We start from the raw sequence: 17,975 nt of genomic DNA on the forward strand, positions 1-17,975 counted from the left end.
GGCGGGCGGCCAGCGCTGCGGCCCCTCACTCAGCCGTCCGCGCCCAGGATCAACCCGGACGTGGGAACGCCCGTGCCCGCCGTGACCAGGACCCGGGCCGCCTCCGGTATCTGGTTCACCGAGGTCCCCCGGATCTGCCGGACGGCCTCCGCTATGCCGTTCATCCCGTGCAGATACGCCTCGCCGAGCTGACCGCCGTGGGTGTTCAGCGGCAGGGCGTCCGACGCCACGAACCCCGAGCCCTCCCCCGGCCCGCAGAAACCGAACTCCTCCAGCTGCATCAGCACATACGGCGTGAAGTGGTCGTAGAGAATCCCCACGTCGATGTCGGCGGGGGCCAGCCCCGAGCCGCGCCAGAGCTGCCGGGCGACCACCGCCGTCTCGGGCAGCCCGGTCAGGTCGTCCCGGGAGAAACTCGTCATCTGCTCCTGCGCCCGGCCCGCCCCCTGGGCCGCGGCGACCACCAGCGCCGGCGGCCGGCGCAGATCGCGGGCGCGCTCCGCTCGGGTGACGACCACGGCCTGGCCGCCGTCCGTCTCCTGGCAGCAGTCCAGCAGCCGCAGCGGCTCGGCGATCCAGCGCGACGCGGCGTGGTCGGCGAGGGTGATGGGCTTCCCGTGGAAGTACGCGGCGGGGTTGCGGGCCGCGTACCGGCGGGCGGTGACGGCGACCGGGCCGAACGCCTCGGGGGTGAGACCGTGGGCGTACAGATAGCGCTGGGCCGCCATCGCCGCCCAGGAGGCCGGGGTGAGCAGTCCGAACGGCAGAACCCAGCCGAGCGCCGCGCCCTCGGCCGACGGCTCCCGGTGCTGGACCCCGGAGCCGAAGCGGTGGCCCGAGCGCTCGTTGAACGCCCGGTAGCAGACGACCACATCGGCCACCCCGGCGGCGACCGCGAGGGCGGCCTGCTGCACGGTGGCGCAGGCCGCACCGCCTCCGTAGTGGACACGGGAGAAGAAGGACAGCTCTCCGATGCCGGCGGCCCGGGCGAGGGTGATCTCGGGGTTGGTGTCCATGGTGAAGGTGACCAGGCCGTCGACATCGGCGGGGGAGAGACCGGCGTCGTCCAGCGCGGCGTGGACCGCCTCCACGGCGAGCTTCAGCTCGCTGCGGCCGGAGTTCTTGGAGAACTCCGTCGCCCCGATACCGGCGATGGCCGCCCTGCCGCCGAGGCCGTCCTTCCGGCTCCGGCTCATCCGGTCCCCTCCGTCCGGACCGGGAGGGCCACCGTGACCGTGCCGGTCACATGGGTGCCGAGGGCGTGGGTTCCGGTGATCCGCACCTCGGCGGTGCCGTCCCCGGCGGAGGTCACCGTGCCCCGCAGCACCAGGGTGTCCCCCGGCCCGCAGGGCGCGCCCAGCCGTATCGCGACCCGGCGGAGCAGCGCGCGCTCCCCGAGGCAGTCGGTGATGTACCGGCCGACCAGGCCGTTCGTCGTCAGGATGTTCATGAAGATGTCGGGGGAGCCCTTGCGGCGGGCCAGCTCCGCGTCGTGGTGGACGTCCTGGAAGTCCCTGGAGGCGATGGCTCCGGCGACGATCAGGGTGCGGGTGACCGGGATCTCCAGCGGGGGCAGTTCGTCACCGACGGCCGGGGTGGGTACGGGCGCGGGGACGGGTCCCGGGGCGAGAACGGGTACGGGCGCGGGTCCCGGCGCGGGTCCCTGCGCGGCCGGAGCCACGGAAGCGGTCCGGGCGGAGTCGGGGTCCGGGTCCGAGTCCCGGTCCGGGTCCGAGTCCCGGTCAGGGTCCGAGTCCCGGTCAGGATCGGGGTCCCGGTCAGGATCGGGGCCCGGGGCCGGGGCCGGGTCGGCGGGGGCCCGGAAGACCGGAAGCTCCAGCCCCGCGTCCACCCGGAGGAACTCCAGCTCCACCGGCATCCCGATCCGCACCCGGTCGTACGGCACCCCGGTCACACCGCTGACCATCCGCACCCCCTCCGACAGCTCGATCAGCCCGACCGCGTAGGGCCCCTCGCCGAAGGCGGGGAAGGGCGGGTGGTGCATCACCACATACGAGTGGACGGTGCCCGCGCCGCTCGCCTCGACCGTGTCCCACTCCGCCGAGCCGCAGCCACCGCACCCCGGCAGCCAGGGGAAGCGCAGCGCCCCGCACCCGGTGCAGCGCTGGATCAGCAGCCGGTGGGCGGCCACCCCCTCCCAGAACCCGGCGTTGTCCCGGTTGACGACGGGGCGCGGCCGGAGCGGCGCCGGCCCCTTCCGCCCGGGGGCCCGGGGGCCGGCCGGCGCGTACTTCAGGATGCGGAAGCGGTGGGTGCCGGCCGGTTCCCCGTCCGCCCGGATGTCCATACGGGTGGTCACGAAGTGGCCCGCGCCCAGCCTGGTGGTCTTGCGCCCGGACACCGACTCGATCACCGCGTCGTAGGTGATCCGGTCCCCGGGCCGCAGCGGGCGCGGATACTCCTGCTCGCAGTCGGTGGCGACCACCGAGGTGTACCCCGCCCCTTCCAGCAGGGCGAACAGCTCGTCCTGCGGGGTCCCGCCGTCCGAGTGCCCGGAGAGACCGCCCATCGTCCAGACCTGGAGCATCGTCGGCGGCGCGATGGCGTCCGGCCCCCGGTAGGCCGGGCCGGTGTCGCCCATCGCCTCGCACCAGTGCCTGATCATCGGCTCGTTGACCAGGTCCTTGCCCACCGCCGATGTGACGGCCGGAAGCCCTTCGTACGCCTTCAGCCGGCGCCGGAACCCCGCGTCCTCAGCGTCCTCCGTGTTCCCCGCGTTCCCCGCATTCCCCGCGTTCCCCGCGTTCCCCGCGCTTCCCGCGCTTCCCGCGCGCCCCGCACTCCCCGCACCGCCCACGGCCCCCGTGCGGCCGAGCCGCGCCGTGGTGACGACCTCCCGCTGCACCTCGCTCACCCCTCCCTGAGGAAGCCCCGGCGAAGGAGCCCCGGTCCTCGTCCCGGAGGCCACCGCCCGCCCCGCCCAGACTTTCTGACTGTCCGTCAGACAGTTTGGGCGTGTCAAGGCCGCCGACCGCGCCGGGGCTCCGGAACCACCACGCGCGGCAGCCCGCGCCGGGCACCGAAGTGCCCCGCGCGGGCTGCGCTCACCCCTCGGACAGTCCCCCCATCGGGCCGGCCCTCACCACCACAGCGGAGTGAAATTGATCGAGACATTGTCCTGGTCGACGAAGGTGAAGGCGGAGCCGCTCACACCGGCGACACTGCTCTGGCCGGTCGATCCGGGGGACGTCAGCAGCTGGCTGGTGGTCGACGTGCCGTAGTTGTCACCGGCGACACCGCCGATGAGCGCACCCACCGTCGTGCTCGATCCGTCGTCCGCGAAGAGAACCCCGTTGTCGGCCGCGGCGGCACCCGAGAAGAGGGCGACGGTGAGAGGCAGCGCGGCGACAGCGGCGAGAACGCGGGCGGTACGGATGCTTGCCATGTGTTTCCTCCAGGAACCGGATGGGCAAATCAGGGCCTTCTCCCGGGGGTTGGCCGGCCGCCCGGGAGCCGCTCACGACGTCGCGACCTCAGAGTTGCCCACCGATTCCCCATCGAACCACCCATGAGGCGACCATCCCCCGCAAGCGTGAGCGTTCCCCGATAAACCTCCGCCCGCCCTCTCCGCATCGCCCGTCGCCCCCCGCTTCTCTCTCCCCCCGCTTCTCCCGGTGGGCCGGCCAGGGCCTCACCCCGGCGGACCGGCCAGGGTGGCGGGGCCGAGCACCCCCGGTCCGTACCGGGCCCGTGCCCGGTCCGCCACCGCCTCCACCGCCAGCGCCCGGTCGGCACGCGGATCGAAGGTTAGCTGCCGGACGGCCTCCGCCGCCGGACGGAGCCCCTCCGCGCCGAGCGTGAACCGCCGGACCCTGGCGCGCTGGAGGCCGAGCCGCTCGTACAGTCCGTACGCGCTGCGGGCCAGCGCCGCCGAGTGGTGGGTCGGCTCGGTGAGGGTGCGGGTACGGGTGGTCGTCGACCCGTCCGCGTACCGCACGGTGAGCGTCACCGCCCCCGCGATCCGCGCCTCGTCGCGGAGCCCGGCCCCGAGCCGCTCGGCGAGCCCGAGCAGGGCGCGCCGGTGCCGGACGGGGTCGAGTTCATCGGCGTCGAAGCGGTGCTCGGCGGTGGCCTGCCGGGGCGCCGCAGCGGGTGTGACCGGCCGGAGGTCCCGCCCGTGCGCCCGCTCGTGGAGGTTCCGTCCGACGGCGGCGCCGAAGAGGCGCTGCACGGTCGGCAGCGGAGTGTCCGCGAGGGCGCCGATGGTGTACAGCCCGTACGCCGCCAGGGTGGCCGCCGTCGCGGGCCCCACCCCGTACAGCGCGGCCACCGGCCTCGGCCGCAGAAACGCGGCCACCGCCCTCGGTTCGTGCCTGATCACCGTCATACCGCCGGGCGGGGTGGCATCGGCCGCCATCGCGGCGATCATCCGGTTGGGGCCCGCGCCCACGGTGGTGTCGTGGAGGCCGTAGAGGGCGGCCGTGCGGAGCTGGACCAGCTGCCCGATCCCCCGGACGTCCCGGCCCCAGAACCGCAGCGCGCCGGTGACATCGAGATCGGCGGCGTCGGGCTCGACGGCCTGGACACGGGGGGTGATCCCCTCCAGGGTGCTCAGCACCCTGGCGTGGAGCCCGGGGTCCCCGCCCGGTGGCAGGAAGAGCTGGGCGCGCAGGACATGGCGGTGTGCGGAGGTCATCGCGGATCACCCGGCGCTTCCGGGGCTGGTGTATCCCAGCGCCCTCAGATCCGGGGTGTTCGGGGCGCCCGCGGGCCTGAGGTCCGCCCAGGGGTGCAGGCTCGCCCCGGTCTCCCGCGCGATCGTCCGCCGCGCGGTCCCGCGGCGCACCCCGTCCCGGTCCCGCGGTACGGAGGAGTCCCGGGCCGGGTCCGCGCCGGGTCCGAGCAGCCGGCGCACCGCCTCGGGTCCGCCGTCGCGGCGGGCGACCGCGAGCGCCTCCAGGTCCCACACCATCGACCCGACGACGCCGGGCCGTCCGCCCCGGCGCTGCACGGTGCCGCGCACCAGCAGCAGCCCGGAGTGGAAGACCGTATGGGCACAGGCCTCGTGGCTGTCCTCGAAGAAGGCGAGATCGACCATGCCGGAGCCGTCGTCGAGGGTGACGAAGATGATCCGCTTCCCGGAGGCGATGGGCGGGGTCTGGGTGGCGGCCCGCACCCCGGCGACGAGGACGGTCTCCCCGGCCCGCACCCCGCCCAGATGCCGGGAGTCGACGGCGCCGAGTTCGCGCAGCAGCCGGTGGTGGTGGTCCATCAGATGGTGGCTCACATCGATGCCGAGCACGCCCAGTTCGGCGCTGAGCGCCTCCCGTCCGGTCATCTCCGGCAGCCCGGCGCCGTGCGTGGGCAGGTCGTACCCCTGGATCGGCAGCTGGCCGTCGTCGAGAGGCCGCCCCCGGTGCTGCCGGTGGAGTTCGGCGATCCGGAGCAGCAGATCCCGCCGGGTGGGCCGGTCTCCGCGCCGGCCCGGGGCGCCGGGCGCGCCCGAGGTGCCCGGCACGTCCCGCGGGCCCGGCGTGCCCGGGGTGTGCCTGCCCGGCGTGTGCCTGCCCGGCGTGTGCGTGTTCTGCGGGCCCGGGGTGCCCGAGGTGCCCGGGCCGCCCCGGGCCCCCGGCGCCTCCAGGTCTCCCAGGTCTCCCAGGTCTCCCAGGCTCCCCAGAGCCCCCAGCCCGTCCATCGCCCCGATGTTCGCCAGCCGCTCGGCGGTCGGCCGCCCGGGCCGGGCCCGCTGCCAGAAGTCGGAGAGCGAGGTGTAGGGCTGGCCCGCGGCGATACGGGTGACCTCGTCCGCGCTGATGCCGCGCACCCCGGACAGCGCAAGCCGCACACCCCAGGTGCCGTCCGGCGCCCGTTCGATGGTGTGGGCGGGGCGGGAGCGGTTGATGTCGACGGAGAGCACGGCGATGCCGTGGCGCCGGGCATCGGCGACGATGACGCGCTTCGGCCACATGCCGGGGTCGTGTTCGAGCAGCCCCGCGTAGAGGGCCGCCGGGTGGTGGGCCTTCAGCCAGGCCGACTGGAGGGCGGGCACGGCGAAGGCAACCGCGTGGGCGCGGGAGAACCCGTACGCCCCGAAGGACTGGACGATCTCCCAGACCTTCTTCCGCACGGCCGGTGAGTAGCCCCGGGCGGCGGCCTCCCGGTGGAACCAGTCGTGGACCCGGGGGAGCCGGGCACGGTCGCTGAGGGCCCGGCGGGCGTAGTCGCCGAACCCCCGGTCGCAGCCGGTCAGGACATGGAACATCTCGATGATCTGCTCGTGCCAGATCACCACTCCGTAGGTGTCGCGGAGCACGGGTTCGAGGTCCTTGTGCGGATAGGCGAGCGGACGGCCGTGGCGGGCGGCGACATACTGCTCCGGCATCCCGCCGGCGACCGGCCCCGGCCGGAAGAGGCTGATGTCGGCGATGACGTCCTGCGGGTCGCGGGGCTGCATCCGGCTCAGCAGATCCATCTGGCCCGGGGACTCCAGCTGGAACATCCCGAGGGTGTCCGACGACTGGATGAGCTTGAAGGCGAAGGGGTCGTCCAGGGGGACCTGGCGCGGATCGTCGAGGTCGACGCGGCGGCCGGTGGCGCGCTCGATCTCGGCGGTGGCGTGGGCCATCGCCGACTGCATCCGGACACCGAGGACATCCAGCTTGATCATTCCGAGGTCCTCGACGTCCTCCTTGTCGGCCTGGACCATCGGATAGCCGCCGGTCGGTGTCGGCTGCACCGGGAGCCGGTCGAGCAGGGAGGCATTGGTGAGGATCACTCCACAGGGGTGCATGGCGATGCCCCGGGGGAGCGCGTCCAGCCCCTGGGCCAGTTCGAGGAGGAGGCGGTACGGGGCCGCCCGCGCGGCCAGTCCCCGCAGCTCGGGCAGCTCTTCGAGGGCCGCGCCGATATCCGACGCACGGATATGAGGAAACGATTTTGCAATCCGGTCCACCTCGCCGGGGGCGATCCCCAGGGCGAGCCCGGCGTCCCGCAGCGCGTGCCGGGCCCGGTAGGTCTCGGGCATACCGGTGATCGCGACCCGCTCCCGTCCGAACCGCTCGATGATCCGGTCGTAGACATCGAGCCGCCGGGCGGACTCGACATCGAGGTCGATATCGGGCAGATCGGTGCGCTGCCGCGACATGAAGCGCTCGAACAGCAGCCGGTGCTCCAGCGGGTTGGCGGTGGCGATATGGAGCACGTGGTTGACCATGCTGCCCGCGCCCGAGCCCCGGGCGGCGACCCGGACACCCATCTCCCGCACATCGGCGACCACTTGGGCGACGGTCAGAAAGTAGGTATCGAACTCCAGTTCGGCTATCAGGGCCAGCTCGTCGTCGAGTCGTTCACGGGCGGCGGGGTCGCGGTCCAGGCCCCGGGCGACCAGACCGGCCGCGCAGCGCTCCCGCAGGACGCGGGCGGCGTCGGCCCGGTCCACGGCACCGACTGTCGCGGGCTCGGGCAGCTGCCGGCGCCCGAGCCCCAGATCGGCGACGGGGTCCACCCGGCACAGCTCACCGGTCTCCACGGTCTCCGCCAGCAGCCGCACGGCCCGGCGGCGGCCGAGCCCGGCCGCCGCCGCGATCCGCTCGGCGGCCTCGCCCATGGCGGACGGGTCCTTGAGCCAGCGCTGCCCGGAGTCGACGGCGCGGGGGTCGATGGGGCGGAGCAGCCGGGCCGCGTCCAGCACATCGGCCAGCCGGTGCCGGTCCGGATCGGCGTACCGGACGGCGTTGGTGAGCACGGCGGGGACCCGCTCCCGGTCGGCGAACTGGAGAGTGCGGGCGGCGAGCCGCAGCGAACCGGGCCCGGCGCCGGCGCGGCCGTGCCAGACGGCCTCCATCCGCAGGGAGTCGCCGAAGAGTTCCCGCCAGGGCGCGAGCAGCCGCCCGGCGAGGTCGGGGCGGCCGGCGGAGAGAGCGCGCAGCGGCTCGGAGACGGGTCCGAGCAGGGCGATCAGCCCGGCGGACGGCACACCGGCCCACCGGCGCAGCGCCGCCCAGGACAGAACGGGCCGGCCGTCGACCGGGTGGGCGTGCGCGTCCGAGGTGAGCCGGCAGAGCGCGGCCCAGCCCCGGGCGTCCCGGGCGAGCAGGGTGACGCGCAGGGCCGGCTCCCGGATGTGGGCGCCGCCGCGCACGGGGGTACGGCGCCGGTGGGCGGCGCGGTCCGGGGCGGCCGGGAAGAGGGGTTCGACCGCGAGATCGACCCCGAGGACCGGCCGCACTCCCTGCCCGGCCGCCGCCTTGGCGAACCGCACCACCCCGGTGACGCCGTCCCGGTCGGTCACCGCGAGGGCGCCCATACCCCGCTCGGCCGCCCGTCGTACCAGGTCGTGGGGGTGGGAGACGCCGTAGCGGGCCGAGTAGCCGGATGCGACATGCAGATGCGTAAAGCCCTCCATGCCGTGCCTCCTGCCATGACCCCCTCTGTCCGTCTGGTGCGCATCACCCCGAAAACGTCATCGAACCTCTGTTCGAGAGTAACGCGTGGGGCGGGGAGAGGCGAACGTTCCAGGTGAGGCGTTTATCGTGGTGCGGTCCGGGAGGCGGCGCCCCTAAGGTGGCGCGATGCCGCATATACGAGAAATGACCGAGGCCGACATCGACGCGGTCTGCGACCTGCGGGTACGCGGCTGGCGGGCCGCCTATGCCGGGATCGTCCCGGCGGACCACCTCGACTCCATGAGCGCCGAGTCCGATGCCCGCCGCCACCGGCGGCGCTTCTCGGCCGGGCCCGCCGGTGGCGGGCCCGCCGACTCCGGGCCTGGCAGCCGGGCCACGGATCTGGTGGCGGTGGCGGGCGGCACCACCCCTGTCGGCTGGCTCTGCCTGGGCCCGTACCGCGCCACCGCCACCACTCCTGGTGCGGGGGTGGGCCCCGGTGCCGGTGCCGGCTCCGGTGCTGGTGCCGGTGTGGACTCCGGCTCCGGTGGCGGTGGCGGTGGCGGTGGCGGAGCCGGCGCGGACCCCGGGGCGGGCGCGAACCCCGGTGCGGGCGCGAACCCCGGTGCGGGTGAGGGCCCCAGCGCCGGTGTGAGCCCCGGTGCGGGTGAGGTCTACGCCCTCTATGTCCACCCCGCCCACACCGGCACCGGTATCGGCCGCGCCCTGCTCACCGCCGCCCACACCGCCGCCCGGAGCCGGGGCTTCACCTCCCTGGCCCTCTGGGTCCTCGCCGAGAACCACGGCGCCCGCCGCTTCTACGCCCGCGCGGGCTACGAGCCCGACGGCGCCACCCAGGACGACCCCTACGACACCGTCACGCTCACCGAACTGCGCTACCGCACAGCCCTCTGACCGGCCGTCCGCCACCGGAGGGAAGCACGCCCGGCAGCACGGACGGGTCCGCCCTCAAGCGCCGGACGGGTCAGCGCTTCAGTCCACCGGCGATTGAGGGACACCCACCCAGCCCCTCCGGCGATTGAGGAGCGGGGGTTCGGGGGCCGGCCCCCGACCGTGACCCGCGCCGCGCGGGGCGCCGATCGCACAGGCTTCCCACCATGTGGTCAGCCGACCCGCCCGGCTACCCCTCGTCAATCTCGTGCCGCCCCCCGCCCCCACTCCTCACCCGGGCCTGCACCAGCGGAACGAGCACCGCCGAAACCGTCGCCCCGGTCGCCACAGGGGTGGCAAGAGACGGTGCATAGTGCGACATAACCATCACCGTCAGCCCGACTCCGACGACAGCGACACCCCAGAACAGACCCCGCCGACGCCCGGAGCGACGCACTCCGGAAGAGGCTCGGGGGACGGTGTCCGGCTTCGCACGGTGGGCCGCCCCGGACTCAGTGGGTACTGTCATAACTGACCTTCTCTCCAACAAGGGACTGGGTCAGGGCGGCTCCCGTGCCAGCGGGGGCCGCTTTACGTGCGGCCTCACCACCCATGACCGTCAATGGTGGCACCACAGACGGACATCACCAATCCGCTTCTCGACAGAGAGCAATGGAGAACTGTCTCCATTCCGGTGACAAATGCGCAATTCCCACGCACAGAGATGATCAATTAGGCAACTACTTTCCTAACGCACACCATCTGACCTGCATGTTCATCAAGCAGTTCACCGTGGGCAAAGATTTTTCAACGAACCTTCAGTAAGTAAGCGGAACCTGCGACTCCACCGTGACTACTACACGCGTAGAGTTCCGTTTCCGGAAACTTCGGCCGTGGCCGCCGGCAAATACCGGCCGCTGATCCATGAATCAGCCACGGCACGGGGAGGTCCGGAGGGCCGCCCGCCCCACGCGATCACACCCGGCCCACCGCCGGAGCGGGCCCGATCCAGCGCCGGGGCGGGCCCGAAGCGAAATCCGGCGCTCCGACCGGGCCGCCGCGGCGACGCCGGCCCGGACCGGACCGGCGACAGCTCTCCCCGCGTCAGCGGGCCGAATCCGCCCCCAGAAGCAGGTCGTTCAGCTCCTGGTAGCCGAGCCCGCCCTCCAGCGCGCTGGTGGTGCCCTGGTCCAGCAGCTCCCGCGCCGCGCGGGCGGCGAGCCCGTACGCAGCCTCGGCGATCGCCGAACCCGCGCTGACCCGGCCCGCCCCCGCCGCAGCGAGCGCCGCCACGGGCAGGGACCCGGGTCCGGCCGAGACATTCACCGGCACCCGCACCGAGTCGGCCAGGACGCCGACGGCCTCCGCGTCCAGGGCCCCGAGAACAAAGATCCCGTCCGCGCCGGCCGCGACATAGGCATAGGCGCGGACCAGTGTCTCCTTCATCCACTCCGCGCGGTCACCGGGCGGCAGCCGGTGCGTGTCGATACGGGCGTTGACGAACAGCGGAACCCCCGCCCCGTCCGCCGCCCCACGAGCCGCCGCGATGCGCTCGGCCTGCTCGTGGACGGGCCGCAGCGAGTCCTCCAGATTGATCCCGACCGCCCCCGCCTCCAGCACACCGCGCACCGTCTCCGCCACACCGTCGGCGTCGGGGGCGTACCCGCGCTCGATATCGGCGGTGACCGGGAGGTCAACGGCCGCCGCGATACGGGCGATCGCCGCGAGAGCCTCGTCCCGGCGGAGGTGATCCCCGTCCGCCGCCCCGAGCGACCACGCGACCCCGGCACTGGTGGTGGCGATGGCCCGCGCCCCCGCCTCCGCCACGACCCGCGCGGACGCGGCGTCCCAGGCGTTGGGCAGAACCAGCGGCCTGCCCTTCACATGCAGAGAACGGAACAGTTCGGCCTGATCGCGAAGAGGTGCCATGTACCGCATTCCACCACAGACCCCCGCCAGGTGATCAAGAATCCCCCACCACCCCGGCCCCGCCCCGCGCCGGCGCGTGGACCGGCAGCGGAACGGGCCCGGTGCGCGGCGCAGGGGCCGGTGCGCGGAGCGGGAGACCCCGGACGAGAAAGGGGCGCCCCCGCATCGGGGGCGCCCCTTCTCCATCCGCGCGTACAGCGGTGGGTGTGGGATTTGAACCCACGGTGACATCGCTGCCACGACGGTTTTCAAGACCGTTCCCTTAGGCCGCTCGGGCAACCCACCCACGCTTCGCGCCATCACCTGGCGCGGAGCGGCCTACAGAGTACCGGCACGGTGGGGGCGGTCGCAGCCGCGTTGTGGTGGGGCGGGGGCGGGTCAGCTGTCGCCGGTGCGTTCGCCGAGGGTGACCTCGGTGGTGGCGGGCTTGCCGTCGCGCTCGTAGGTGAGCTTCACCTTGGTGCCGGGGCGGTGGTTCCAGATTTCGCCGATCAGGGTCGGGCCGCTGTCGATCGGCTTGCCGGCGAACTGGGTGATCAGGTCGCCCGCCTTGAGGCCGGCCTTCGCCGCCGGGCCGTCCGGGGTCACGGCCGGGGTGCCGCCGGAGCTCTGGGCGGTGATCCTGGCGCCGGTGCCCTTGTTGGCCATGTCGACGGTCGCGCCGATCACGGGGTAGACGGGCTTGCCCGTCTTGATGAGCTGCTCGGCGACGTTCTTCGCCTGGTTGATCGGGATGGCGAAGCCGAGGCCGATCGAGCCCGCCTGGGACTGGCCGAAACCGCCACCGGTCGACTGGATGGCCGAGTTGATCCCGATGACGGCACCGCGCGCGTCGAGCAGTGGTCCACCGGAGTTGCCGGGGTTGATCGAGGCGTCGGTCTGGAGGGCGCTCATGTACGAGTTCTTGCCGCTGGAGCCGTCGCCCGAGGCCACCGGACGGTTCTTGGCGCTGATGATGCCGGTGGTGACCGTGTTCGACAGGCCGAAGGGCGCGCCGATCGCGATCGTGGAGTCGCCCACGGCCACCCTGCCGGAGTCGCCGAGCGGGAGCGGGGCGAGCGCCGAGGGCGGGTTCTTGAGCTTGAGCACCGCGACGTCGTACCCCTGGGCGCGGCCGACCACCTCGGCGTCGTACTTCTTGCCGTTGGAGAACGTCACCGACAGCGCGCCGCCGTCCGCGGCGGAGTCGACGACGTGGTTGTTGGTGAGGAGGTGGCCCTCCTGGTCGTAGACGAAGCCGGTGCCGGTGCCGCCCTCCTGCTCGCCCGTCCCGCCGGTGCCGCCGAGGTCGCCGGTGCCCGCGCCCGACTTGGCGTCGATGGTGACCACGCTCGGCAGTGCCTTGGCGGCGACCGCCGAGACCGTGCCCGGTTCGCGCTTCAGCTCCTGGGGGATGTCGGCCGCCGAGACGGTGGTGGAGTCGACGCCGTCGTCGTTGCGCTCGGCCGCCCAGTAGCCGATTCCGCCGCCGACGCCGCCCGCGACCAGCGCGGCGACCAGCACCGCCGCGAGCAGGCCGCTCGGGCGCTTGCGCTTGGGGCGCTCCGGCTGGACCGGTACGCCCCAGGTGGCGGGGGAGCCGCCGTCGTGGAAGGCGCCGTCGCCTCCGTACGCGGGGGAAGCGGGCGGCGGCGGGGGCCAGCCCCCCGCCTGGTGGTGGGCCGTGCCCGAATCCTGGGGGCCCGGCGGGGGCGGGACGGGGCCGCCGGGAAGGGGTGCGGTGGCCCCGGTCCCGGGGTGCGGGGACGGGAGAGGGTAGTCGGCCGGCGCCTGGGCCCGGGCGGCTTCGCCGGGCGGCGGCTCCGGGGAGTGCGCGGGAGCGGCCGGGGCGCCCGGGGAGGGCGGGCCCGCGGGGGCGGGCGGCGGGGCGGCCCCGGGAGGCGCTGCCGGCACAGGAGGTACGGACGGGGCTGCCGACTGCGCAGTGCCCTCGTTGCCCTCGTTCTCAGTGCTCACAGCTCTCTCCTCAGTTCCACGTCGATCACTCCGGCAGACGTCCGCTGGTGCCGCTGGTGCCGCTGTCGCGGAAAGAATGTCTCAAGGTGTCTCACTCCAGCATTTCCCACGGCCCGTCAGGCCACTGTAAGCAGGAGCTGTGGGTATTCCGGCAATCATTTACTTAGGGCGAAACGGACACCCACCGGGACACCCGCCCGGACACCCACCGGGACACCCGCCCGGACACCCACCGGGACACCCGCCCGAACACCCGCCCGGACACCCGCCAGAACACCGCCCGGACACCCGCCGGAACCACCGTCCGGAGGACCGCGCGGCGCCCCGTCGGGGTACCCGGCACCTCCGCGTACGGCATCGGGCTCGCCACCCCCAGAGTGCCCGACCGGCGCGGGAGCGGGAAGCGCGCCCCCCGTTGGCATCAAGCCCCGTCCGGCCGCCCCCGCCCCTCGCCCGTCCCCTCACGATGGCACCATGACGCGGTGACCCCAGCACGGCAGCACCACATCCAGGTCGTCGCTCACCGAGGAGCGTCCGAGGACGCGCCCGAGCACACACTCGCCGCGTACATGAAGGCGATCGAGGACGGTGCGGACGCCCTTGAGTGCGATGTGCGGCTGACCGCCGACGGTCATCTGGTCTGTGTCCACGACCGGCGTGTGAACCGGACGTCCAACGGCCGGGGCGCCGTCTCCGCCCTGGAGCTGGCGGATCTCTCGGCTCTCGACTTCGGGACCTGGAAGGGGCGCGAGGACTCCGCGGAGAGCCCCGACTGGGGCGATCCCTCACTGACCTCCGTACTGACCCTGGAGCGGCTCCTCGAACTCGTCGCCGACTCCGGGCGCCGGGTCGAGCTGGCCATCGAGACCAAGCACCCGACGCGCTGGGCGGGCCAGGTCGAGGAGCGGCTGCTCGGGCTCCTCGGCCGGTTCGGGCTCGCGGCGCCCGCCAGCGCCGAGGACTCCCCCGTACGCATCATGAGCTTCTCCGCCCGTTCGCTGCACCGGGTGGCCGCGGCGGCGCCGACCGTGCCGACCGTCTATCTGATGCAGTTCGTGAGCCCCCGGCTGCGGGACGGACGGCTGCCGGCCGGGGCGCGGATCGCGGGCCCCGGCATCCGTATTGTCAGGAATCACCCCGCTTACATCGCCCGGCTGCACCGCGCCGGCCACCGGGTGCATGTCTGGACGGTGAATGAGCCGGAGGACGTGGAGCTGTGCGCCCGGCTCGGGGTGGAGGCGATCATCACCAACCGGCCGCGGCAGGTCCTCTCCCAACTGGGCCGCCGGTAAACGCCGGAGCACCCGCCCCGGGGATGCCCGGGAGCGCACCGGCGCGCTCCGCCCGGATCGGCGGTGAGGAGTGCGTCACTGCCCCCGCCTCGAACGGTTTCCGGTCCAGTCCATTGGGGCATTCACACCGTGGCGTGGGGCAAAGGAGGTCTCGGGGGTGGCGTTGGTGGTGGCACAAGAGGTGCCCACGTCGTCGAGCATGGCCGTACCCCATGGCCCTGCGGGCGTGGGTCAGGCAAGGCACCGTATGCGCGAGGAATTGCGCCGCAGCGGGGTCCAGGACTCGGTCGTCGACGATGCAGTTCTGATTCTTTCCGAGCTTCTCAGCAATGCCTACCGGCATGGCAGGCCGCTGGGACACGTGGAGGTGGGAGACGGAGACATTCGCGCCGCTTGGCGCGTCGACAGAGCGGGCCGGCTCACGGTCGAGGTGACGGACGGCGGAGGTCCCACCCGGCCCATTCCGGCGACGCCGTCGGTGACCGCGAGAGGCGGGCGCGGGCTGAACATCATCAGCGCGCTGGCCCAGGAGTGGGGCGTCCGCGACAGTGCGGCGGGCGAGGTCACCGTATGGGCCCGGGTGAACGAGGGGCATCGTCGCGGCGATTTCGCTACGCGCGTCACTGCCCCGGGCTTCGACTTCGCGGAGGTCTGTGACGATCTCGGCTGAGATGGCGGGACGTTCGGCGACCAGGGCTCCGAGGGCCCCAAGCACTCCGGGGAAGAGGGCCGGAAGGACGGGAAGGAACGGAAGGGCAGGGAAGAGAACCAGCACGAGGACGTGCTGAGAAGCACCGGAAAGCGTCGAGGAGCGTTATGGAAGGCCTGGCGGCTCGGGCCGACCGTACGACCGCTCCGGCCGGCGCCCGTATCGAACACGACCGGGGCCCCCGAAGCAGGCCGGGGGCAGGGCAGCCCATGGCACCGCGAGCGCGTGCGCGGCGGACGGCTAGGCTCGCGCCCAGAGACAGCACCGCCGCATACAGCGGACACCGCTGACAGCAGCGCCGCCGCACCCGGGAGAAGCCGCACATGGCCAAGAAGCGCCCCCAGACCAAGGCATCGAAGCCTCAGCCCAAGAACCGGACCCGCGGCGCCCATGAGCCCGTACCCGTGGTCGGGGCACGCGAGCCCTGCCCCTGCGGCTCGGGCCGCCGCTACAAGGCCTGCCACGGCCGGGAGGCCGCGCACTCCGTGACCGAGCTGGTCCAGCGCCCCTTCGAGGGCCTGGCGGGCGAGTGCGACTGGGTCGCCCTGCGCGAACTGGTGCCCGCCGCCACCGTGCGGCTCACCCTCAGGGACGGACTGCCCGACGGAGTGCCGTCCGTGACCCTGGCGACCGTACTGCCGATGGCCTGGCCCGCGCTCCGCCGCGACGACGGCTCCGTGCTGCTCGGCCTCCAGAACGACACCTCCTCCGGCGACCTCAGCCGCGACCTCGCCGACACGCTGAGCCGTGCGCTGGCGACGGAGCCGGGGAATCCGGTCGGCGGAGAGCGGGTCTCCGGCGATGGTCCGAGGCTCCAGGACCTGCTGGACCCGGCGGCCGACTTCACCCCCGAGGTCCATTCCGGTTTCGAGTTCTGGGTGCCCGAGTCCCAGGAGAGCTCCACCCCGGAGGTGGCCGCGTCCCTGGAGCGGGCGAACGCGGCGGCGATCCCCACCGTGAAGCTCTCGGGGGTCGAATCCGCCTACTGGTGCGAGACGCCGGAGAAGAACCATCTGCGCTGGGTCATGCCCCACCCCGAGGAGAAGCTGCTGGACGCGCTGGCGCGGCTGCATGCCGCCGGCGGGACCTCGCTCGGCGAGGGGACCCGGCTCGTCGGCTCGTTCCGCGCGCACGGCCTGATGGTCCCGGTCTGGGACCTGCCGAGCGCGATGGGCGCCACGGAGTGCGGGAAGCCGGCCGCCGAGTTCGCCGAGCGGCTCGCCGACGCGCTCGCCACGGAGGTTCCGCTTACCGCCGATGAGCGGCGGGCGCGCGGGGGCCTCACCAACCGTCAGGTCACCCTGAGCTGAGCGGCCGGTCCACCGGATGACCCGGCTCAGCCGCCCGCCGAGAAAAGCCGAGTGACTCCAGTCACAACTCGCGCCAATGGCAGCTGAATCGCTGTCCGAATACCCGAGATCGAATTTGCGAACCGCCGATCTCTTGTTACCGTTCTAGAAGCCCGGTCGCTGGTGCATCCCCCGTCGCCAGCGATCGGGCCTCTCCATTTACTGAATCTTCAACGGAACGACATGCCCCGTTGACGATCCGTCAACCTCTGGTGGACGCAGTGGAGTTGCCCCCTCCGCCCCGAGGGCACCCGGGCATCTGCCCGGCGCGCGGGAGCCGGCCACCATCGATGAACTGCGAAATCGCGGAATTCTCCATGGTCATGCCACATGTAGGCCCGGAGTAAAGACCTCGCGGGATCTCATCGGCGCCCGGCCCGCCATCCAAGTCAACCGCACGGGTGGTTCGTCACTCTCACCCGGTCGGCCCCTCGCGGCGCGTACGGAACTGAATTCGCCTCCACCGCATTGCACCGATATGGACCCGGGACACCCCATGGCGTTCTCCGGCCGCCGTGCCGGGCGGCTGCGCGCGGCAGCTCCGGAGGGGCGAGTTCCAGCCCGGAACCGCGGCTTCCGAAGGCGTGCGCGCCCGAAGACCTACGCTCGGAATCCGCGTGATCACGCTTAGTTTCGGCCGACTCTGGTGCCCTTGACCCATCGCCGGTTTTCCCCTAGACGGCCGAGGGCCGGCCCCCGCCCCCGAACGGGTGCGGAAGCCGGCCCTCCCAGCCGTGACCGCGCACAAGCGACTCCGCGCGCGGATGGTTCGCGCGCGGATGGCTCCCCGCGCGGGTGGTTCAGTACGCGAGCCGGCTTCCGCCGTCCGGCGCATTCGTGCTCGCCTCCACCAGGGCGTCCACCACCGCTTCCACCCGCGGCAGCCACGGCGTGGCCGACCCGGGCAGCGGAGCCCGCTCCCAGCGGACCTGCCCCACGCCCGTCTCCGACGGAGGCAGCACCAGATATCCGCCCTCGCCGTGGAAGCGCAGCGAACTCGGCACGCAGTCCTTGGCGAAGAGCAGCTCACCGAGCTGTTCGAGGCTGTAGGGGGCGACCAGCAGCGACCACCGCGTGGGCGTCGCGACGACCGGCCCCAGCCGCAGATCCATCCGGTCGAGCGCCGCCAGCGCGCGCGCTCCCGCCATGGCGGGGAGGCTCACCGCGCAGGGTGCGCTCCCGCCGGTGGCCAGGACGACCGGCGAGGCGGGCCGATTCGCCCACCACCAGCGCAGCATCCGCTCATCGGTGGTCGCCGCGAGGAGTCCGGGGTCAAACGGGTGTGCGCCGGGCACGACGCACTCGGGGTCCGGGCAGGCACAGCCGCGCCCGCGGTCACCGCGACCGCCGGCCGACTTCAGCCCCGCACCGGGAAGTACGGGCCATTGCCACTCGGTGGCGCAGAGGAGCGCCGCTTCCAGCTGTGCTGGCTGTACAGGTCCCCTTTTGCGCCGAAACCGGAGCCTGCGTCGCCTTCCGAGGATCTCGCGCATGTGCGCTCGTT

General features: G+C 73.3%; 11 protein-coding genes, 1 tRNA gene and 1 pseudogene. 4 read left to right on the forward strand and 9 right to left on the reverse strand.

The window, feature by feature from the left end; translation table 11 throughout:
* Positions 1 to 29: 29 nt before the first annotated feature.
* From ABT122_RS04095 to ABT122_RS04115, 5 genes and pseudogenes are all read right to left on the reverse strand, one after another.
* Positions 30 to 1,196, reverse strand: a complete 1,167-nt coding sequence (locus ABT122_RS04095) for a lipid-transfer protein (protein WP_351544971.1) — start codon at positions 1,194 to 1,196, stop codon at positions 30 to 32.
* 614 nt (positions 1,197 to 1,810) lie between these two features.
* A pseudogene (locus ABT122_RS04100) lies at positions 1,811 to 2,692 on the reverse strand (bifunctional MaoC family dehydratase N-terminal/OB-fold nucleic acid binding domain-containing protein); the annotation flags it as partial.
* Between the two features lie 408 nt (positions 2,693 to 3,100).
* Positions 3,101 to 3,406, reverse strand: a complete 306-nt coding sequence (locus ABT122_RS04105) for a hypothetical protein (RefSeq protein ID WP_351544974.1) — start codon at positions 3,404 to 3,406, stop codon at positions 3,101 to 3,103.
* Between the two features lie 246 nt (positions 3,407 to 3,652).
* The gene (locus ABT122_RS04110) at positions 3,653 to 4,657 is read right to left on the reverse strand and encodes a DNA polymerase Y family protein (RefSeq protein ID WP_351544977.1); all 1,005 of its coding nucleotides are present in this window, start codon (positions 4,655 to 4,657) and stop codon (positions 3,653 to 3,655) included.
* A 6-nt stretch (positions 4,658 to 4,663) separates the two neighbouring features.
* On the reverse strand, positions 4,664 to 8,365 hold the full coding sequence (locus tag ABT122_RS04115; RefSeq protein WP_351544979.1) for a DNA polymerase III subunit alpha: 3,702 nt from the start codon (positions 8,363 to 8,365) through the stop codon (positions 4,664 to 4,666).
* Positions 8,366 to 8,531: 166 nt separating this feature from the next.
* Between ABT122_RS04115 and ABT122_RS04120 the strand changes: the two genes are divergently transcribed.
* Positions 8,532 to 9,260 (forward strand): GNAT family N-acetyltransferase, encoded by a 729-nt coding sequence (locus ABT122_RS04120; protein WP_351544982.1) that lies wholly within the window; start codon positions 8,532 to 8,534, stop codon positions 9,258 to 9,260.
* Positions 9,261 to 10,340: 1,080 nt separating this feature from the next.
* On the opposite strand, the gene ABT122_RS04125 is transcribed toward ABT122_RS04120, so the two are convergent.
* The 3 genes from ABT122_RS04125 to ABT122_RS04135 form a co-directional block, all read right to left on the reverse strand.
* Positions 10,341 to 11,165, reverse strand: coding sequence for an isocitrate lyase/PEP mutase family protein (locus ABT122_RS04125; protein WP_351544985.1), 825 nt, complete (start codon positions 11,163 to 11,165; stop codon positions 10,341 to 10,343).
* Positions 11,166 to 11,363: 198 nt separating this feature from the next.
* Positions 11,364 to 11,450 (reverse strand) — tRNA-Ser (locus tag ABT122_RS04130).
* 93 nt (positions 11,451 to 11,543) lie between these two features.
* A complete protein-coding gene (locus ABT122_RS04135; protein WP_351544988.1) occupies positions 11,544 to 13,121 on the reverse strand; it encodes a S1C family serine protease in 1,578 nt (525 codons plus the stop codon).
* A 482-nt stretch (positions 13,122 to 13,603) separates the two neighbouring features.
* On the opposite strand from ABT122_RS04135, the gene ABT122_RS04140 reads away from it, so the two are divergent.
* The 3 genes from ABT122_RS04140 to ABT122_RS04150 all read left to right on the forward strand — a co-directional run bounded on the left by ABT122_RS04140 (position 13,604) and on the right by ABT122_RS04150 (position 16,432).
* A complete protein-coding gene (locus tag ABT122_RS04140; RefSeq protein WP_351544991.1) occupies positions 13,604 to 14,413 on the forward strand; it encodes a glycerophosphodiester phosphodiesterase in 810 nt (269 codons plus the stop codon).
* Between the two features lie 70 nt (positions 14,414 to 14,483).
* Entirely contained in the window at positions 14,484 to 15,083 is a 600-nt protein-coding gene (locus tag ABT122_RS04145) for an ATP-binding protein (protein ID WP_351544994.1), read from the forward strand.
* Positions 15,084 to 15,445: 362 nt separating this feature from the next.
* On the forward strand, positions 15,446 to 16,432 hold the full coding sequence (locus ABT122_RS04150; RefSeq protein WP_351544997.1) for a DUF5926 family protein: 987 nt from the start codon (positions 15,446 to 15,448) through the stop codon (positions 16,430 to 16,432).
* Between the two features lie 839 nt (positions 16,433 to 17,271).
* Here the strand turns inward: ABT122_RS04150 and ABT122_RS04155 are convergent.
* On the reverse strand, positions 17,272 to 17,964 hold the full coding sequence (locus tag ABT122_RS04155) for a bifunctional DNA primase/polymerase (RefSeq protein WP_351544999.1): 693 nt from the start codon (positions 17,962 to 17,964) through the stop codon (positions 17,272 to 17,274).
* Positions 17,965 to 17,975: the final 11 nt, after the last annotated feature.

Source organism: Streptomyces sp. NPDC001985 (assembly GCF_040296845.1).
Lineage (GTDB): Bacteria > Actinomycetota > Actinomycetes > Streptomycetales > Streptomycetaceae > Streptomyces.

What these genes read in the sequence shown, in the direction of transcription:
- ABT122_RS04095 (WP_351544971.1), bottom strand. Translation starts at nt 1,196, where the DNA reads ATGAGCCGGAGCCGGAAGGACGGCCTCGGCGGCAGGGCGGCCATCGCC.
- ABT122_RS04105 (WP_351544974.1), bottom strand. Translation starts at nt 3,406, where the DNA reads ATGGCAAGCATCCGTACCGCCCGCGTTCTCGCCGCTGTCGCCGCGCTG.
- ABT122_RS04110 (WP_351544977.1), bottom strand. Translation starts at nt 4,657, where the DNA reads ATGACCTCCGCACACCGCCATGTCCTGCGCGCCCAGCTCTTCCTGCCA.
- ABT122_RS04115 (WP_351544979.1), bottom strand. Translation starts at nt 8,365, where the DNA reads ATGGAGGGCTTTACGCATCTGCATGTCGCATCCGGCTACTCGGCCCGC.
- ABT122_RS04120 (WP_351544982.1), top strand. Translation starts at nt 8,532, where the DNA reads ATGCCGCATATACGAGAAATGACCGAGGCCGACATCGACGCGGTCTGC.
- ABT122_RS04125 (WP_351544985.1), bottom strand. Translation starts at nt 11,165, where the DNA reads ATGGCACCTCTTCGCGATCAGGCCGAACTGTTCCGTTCTCTGCATGTG.
- ABT122_RS04150 (WP_351544997.1), top strand. Translation starts at nt 15,446, where the DNA reads ATGGCCAAGAAGCGCCCCCAGACCAAGGCATCGAAGCCTCAGCCCAAG.
- ABT122_RS04155 (WP_351544999.1), bottom strand. Translation starts at nt 17,964, where the DNA reads ATGCGCGAGATCCTCGGAAGGCGACGCAGGCTCCGGTTTCGGCGCAAA.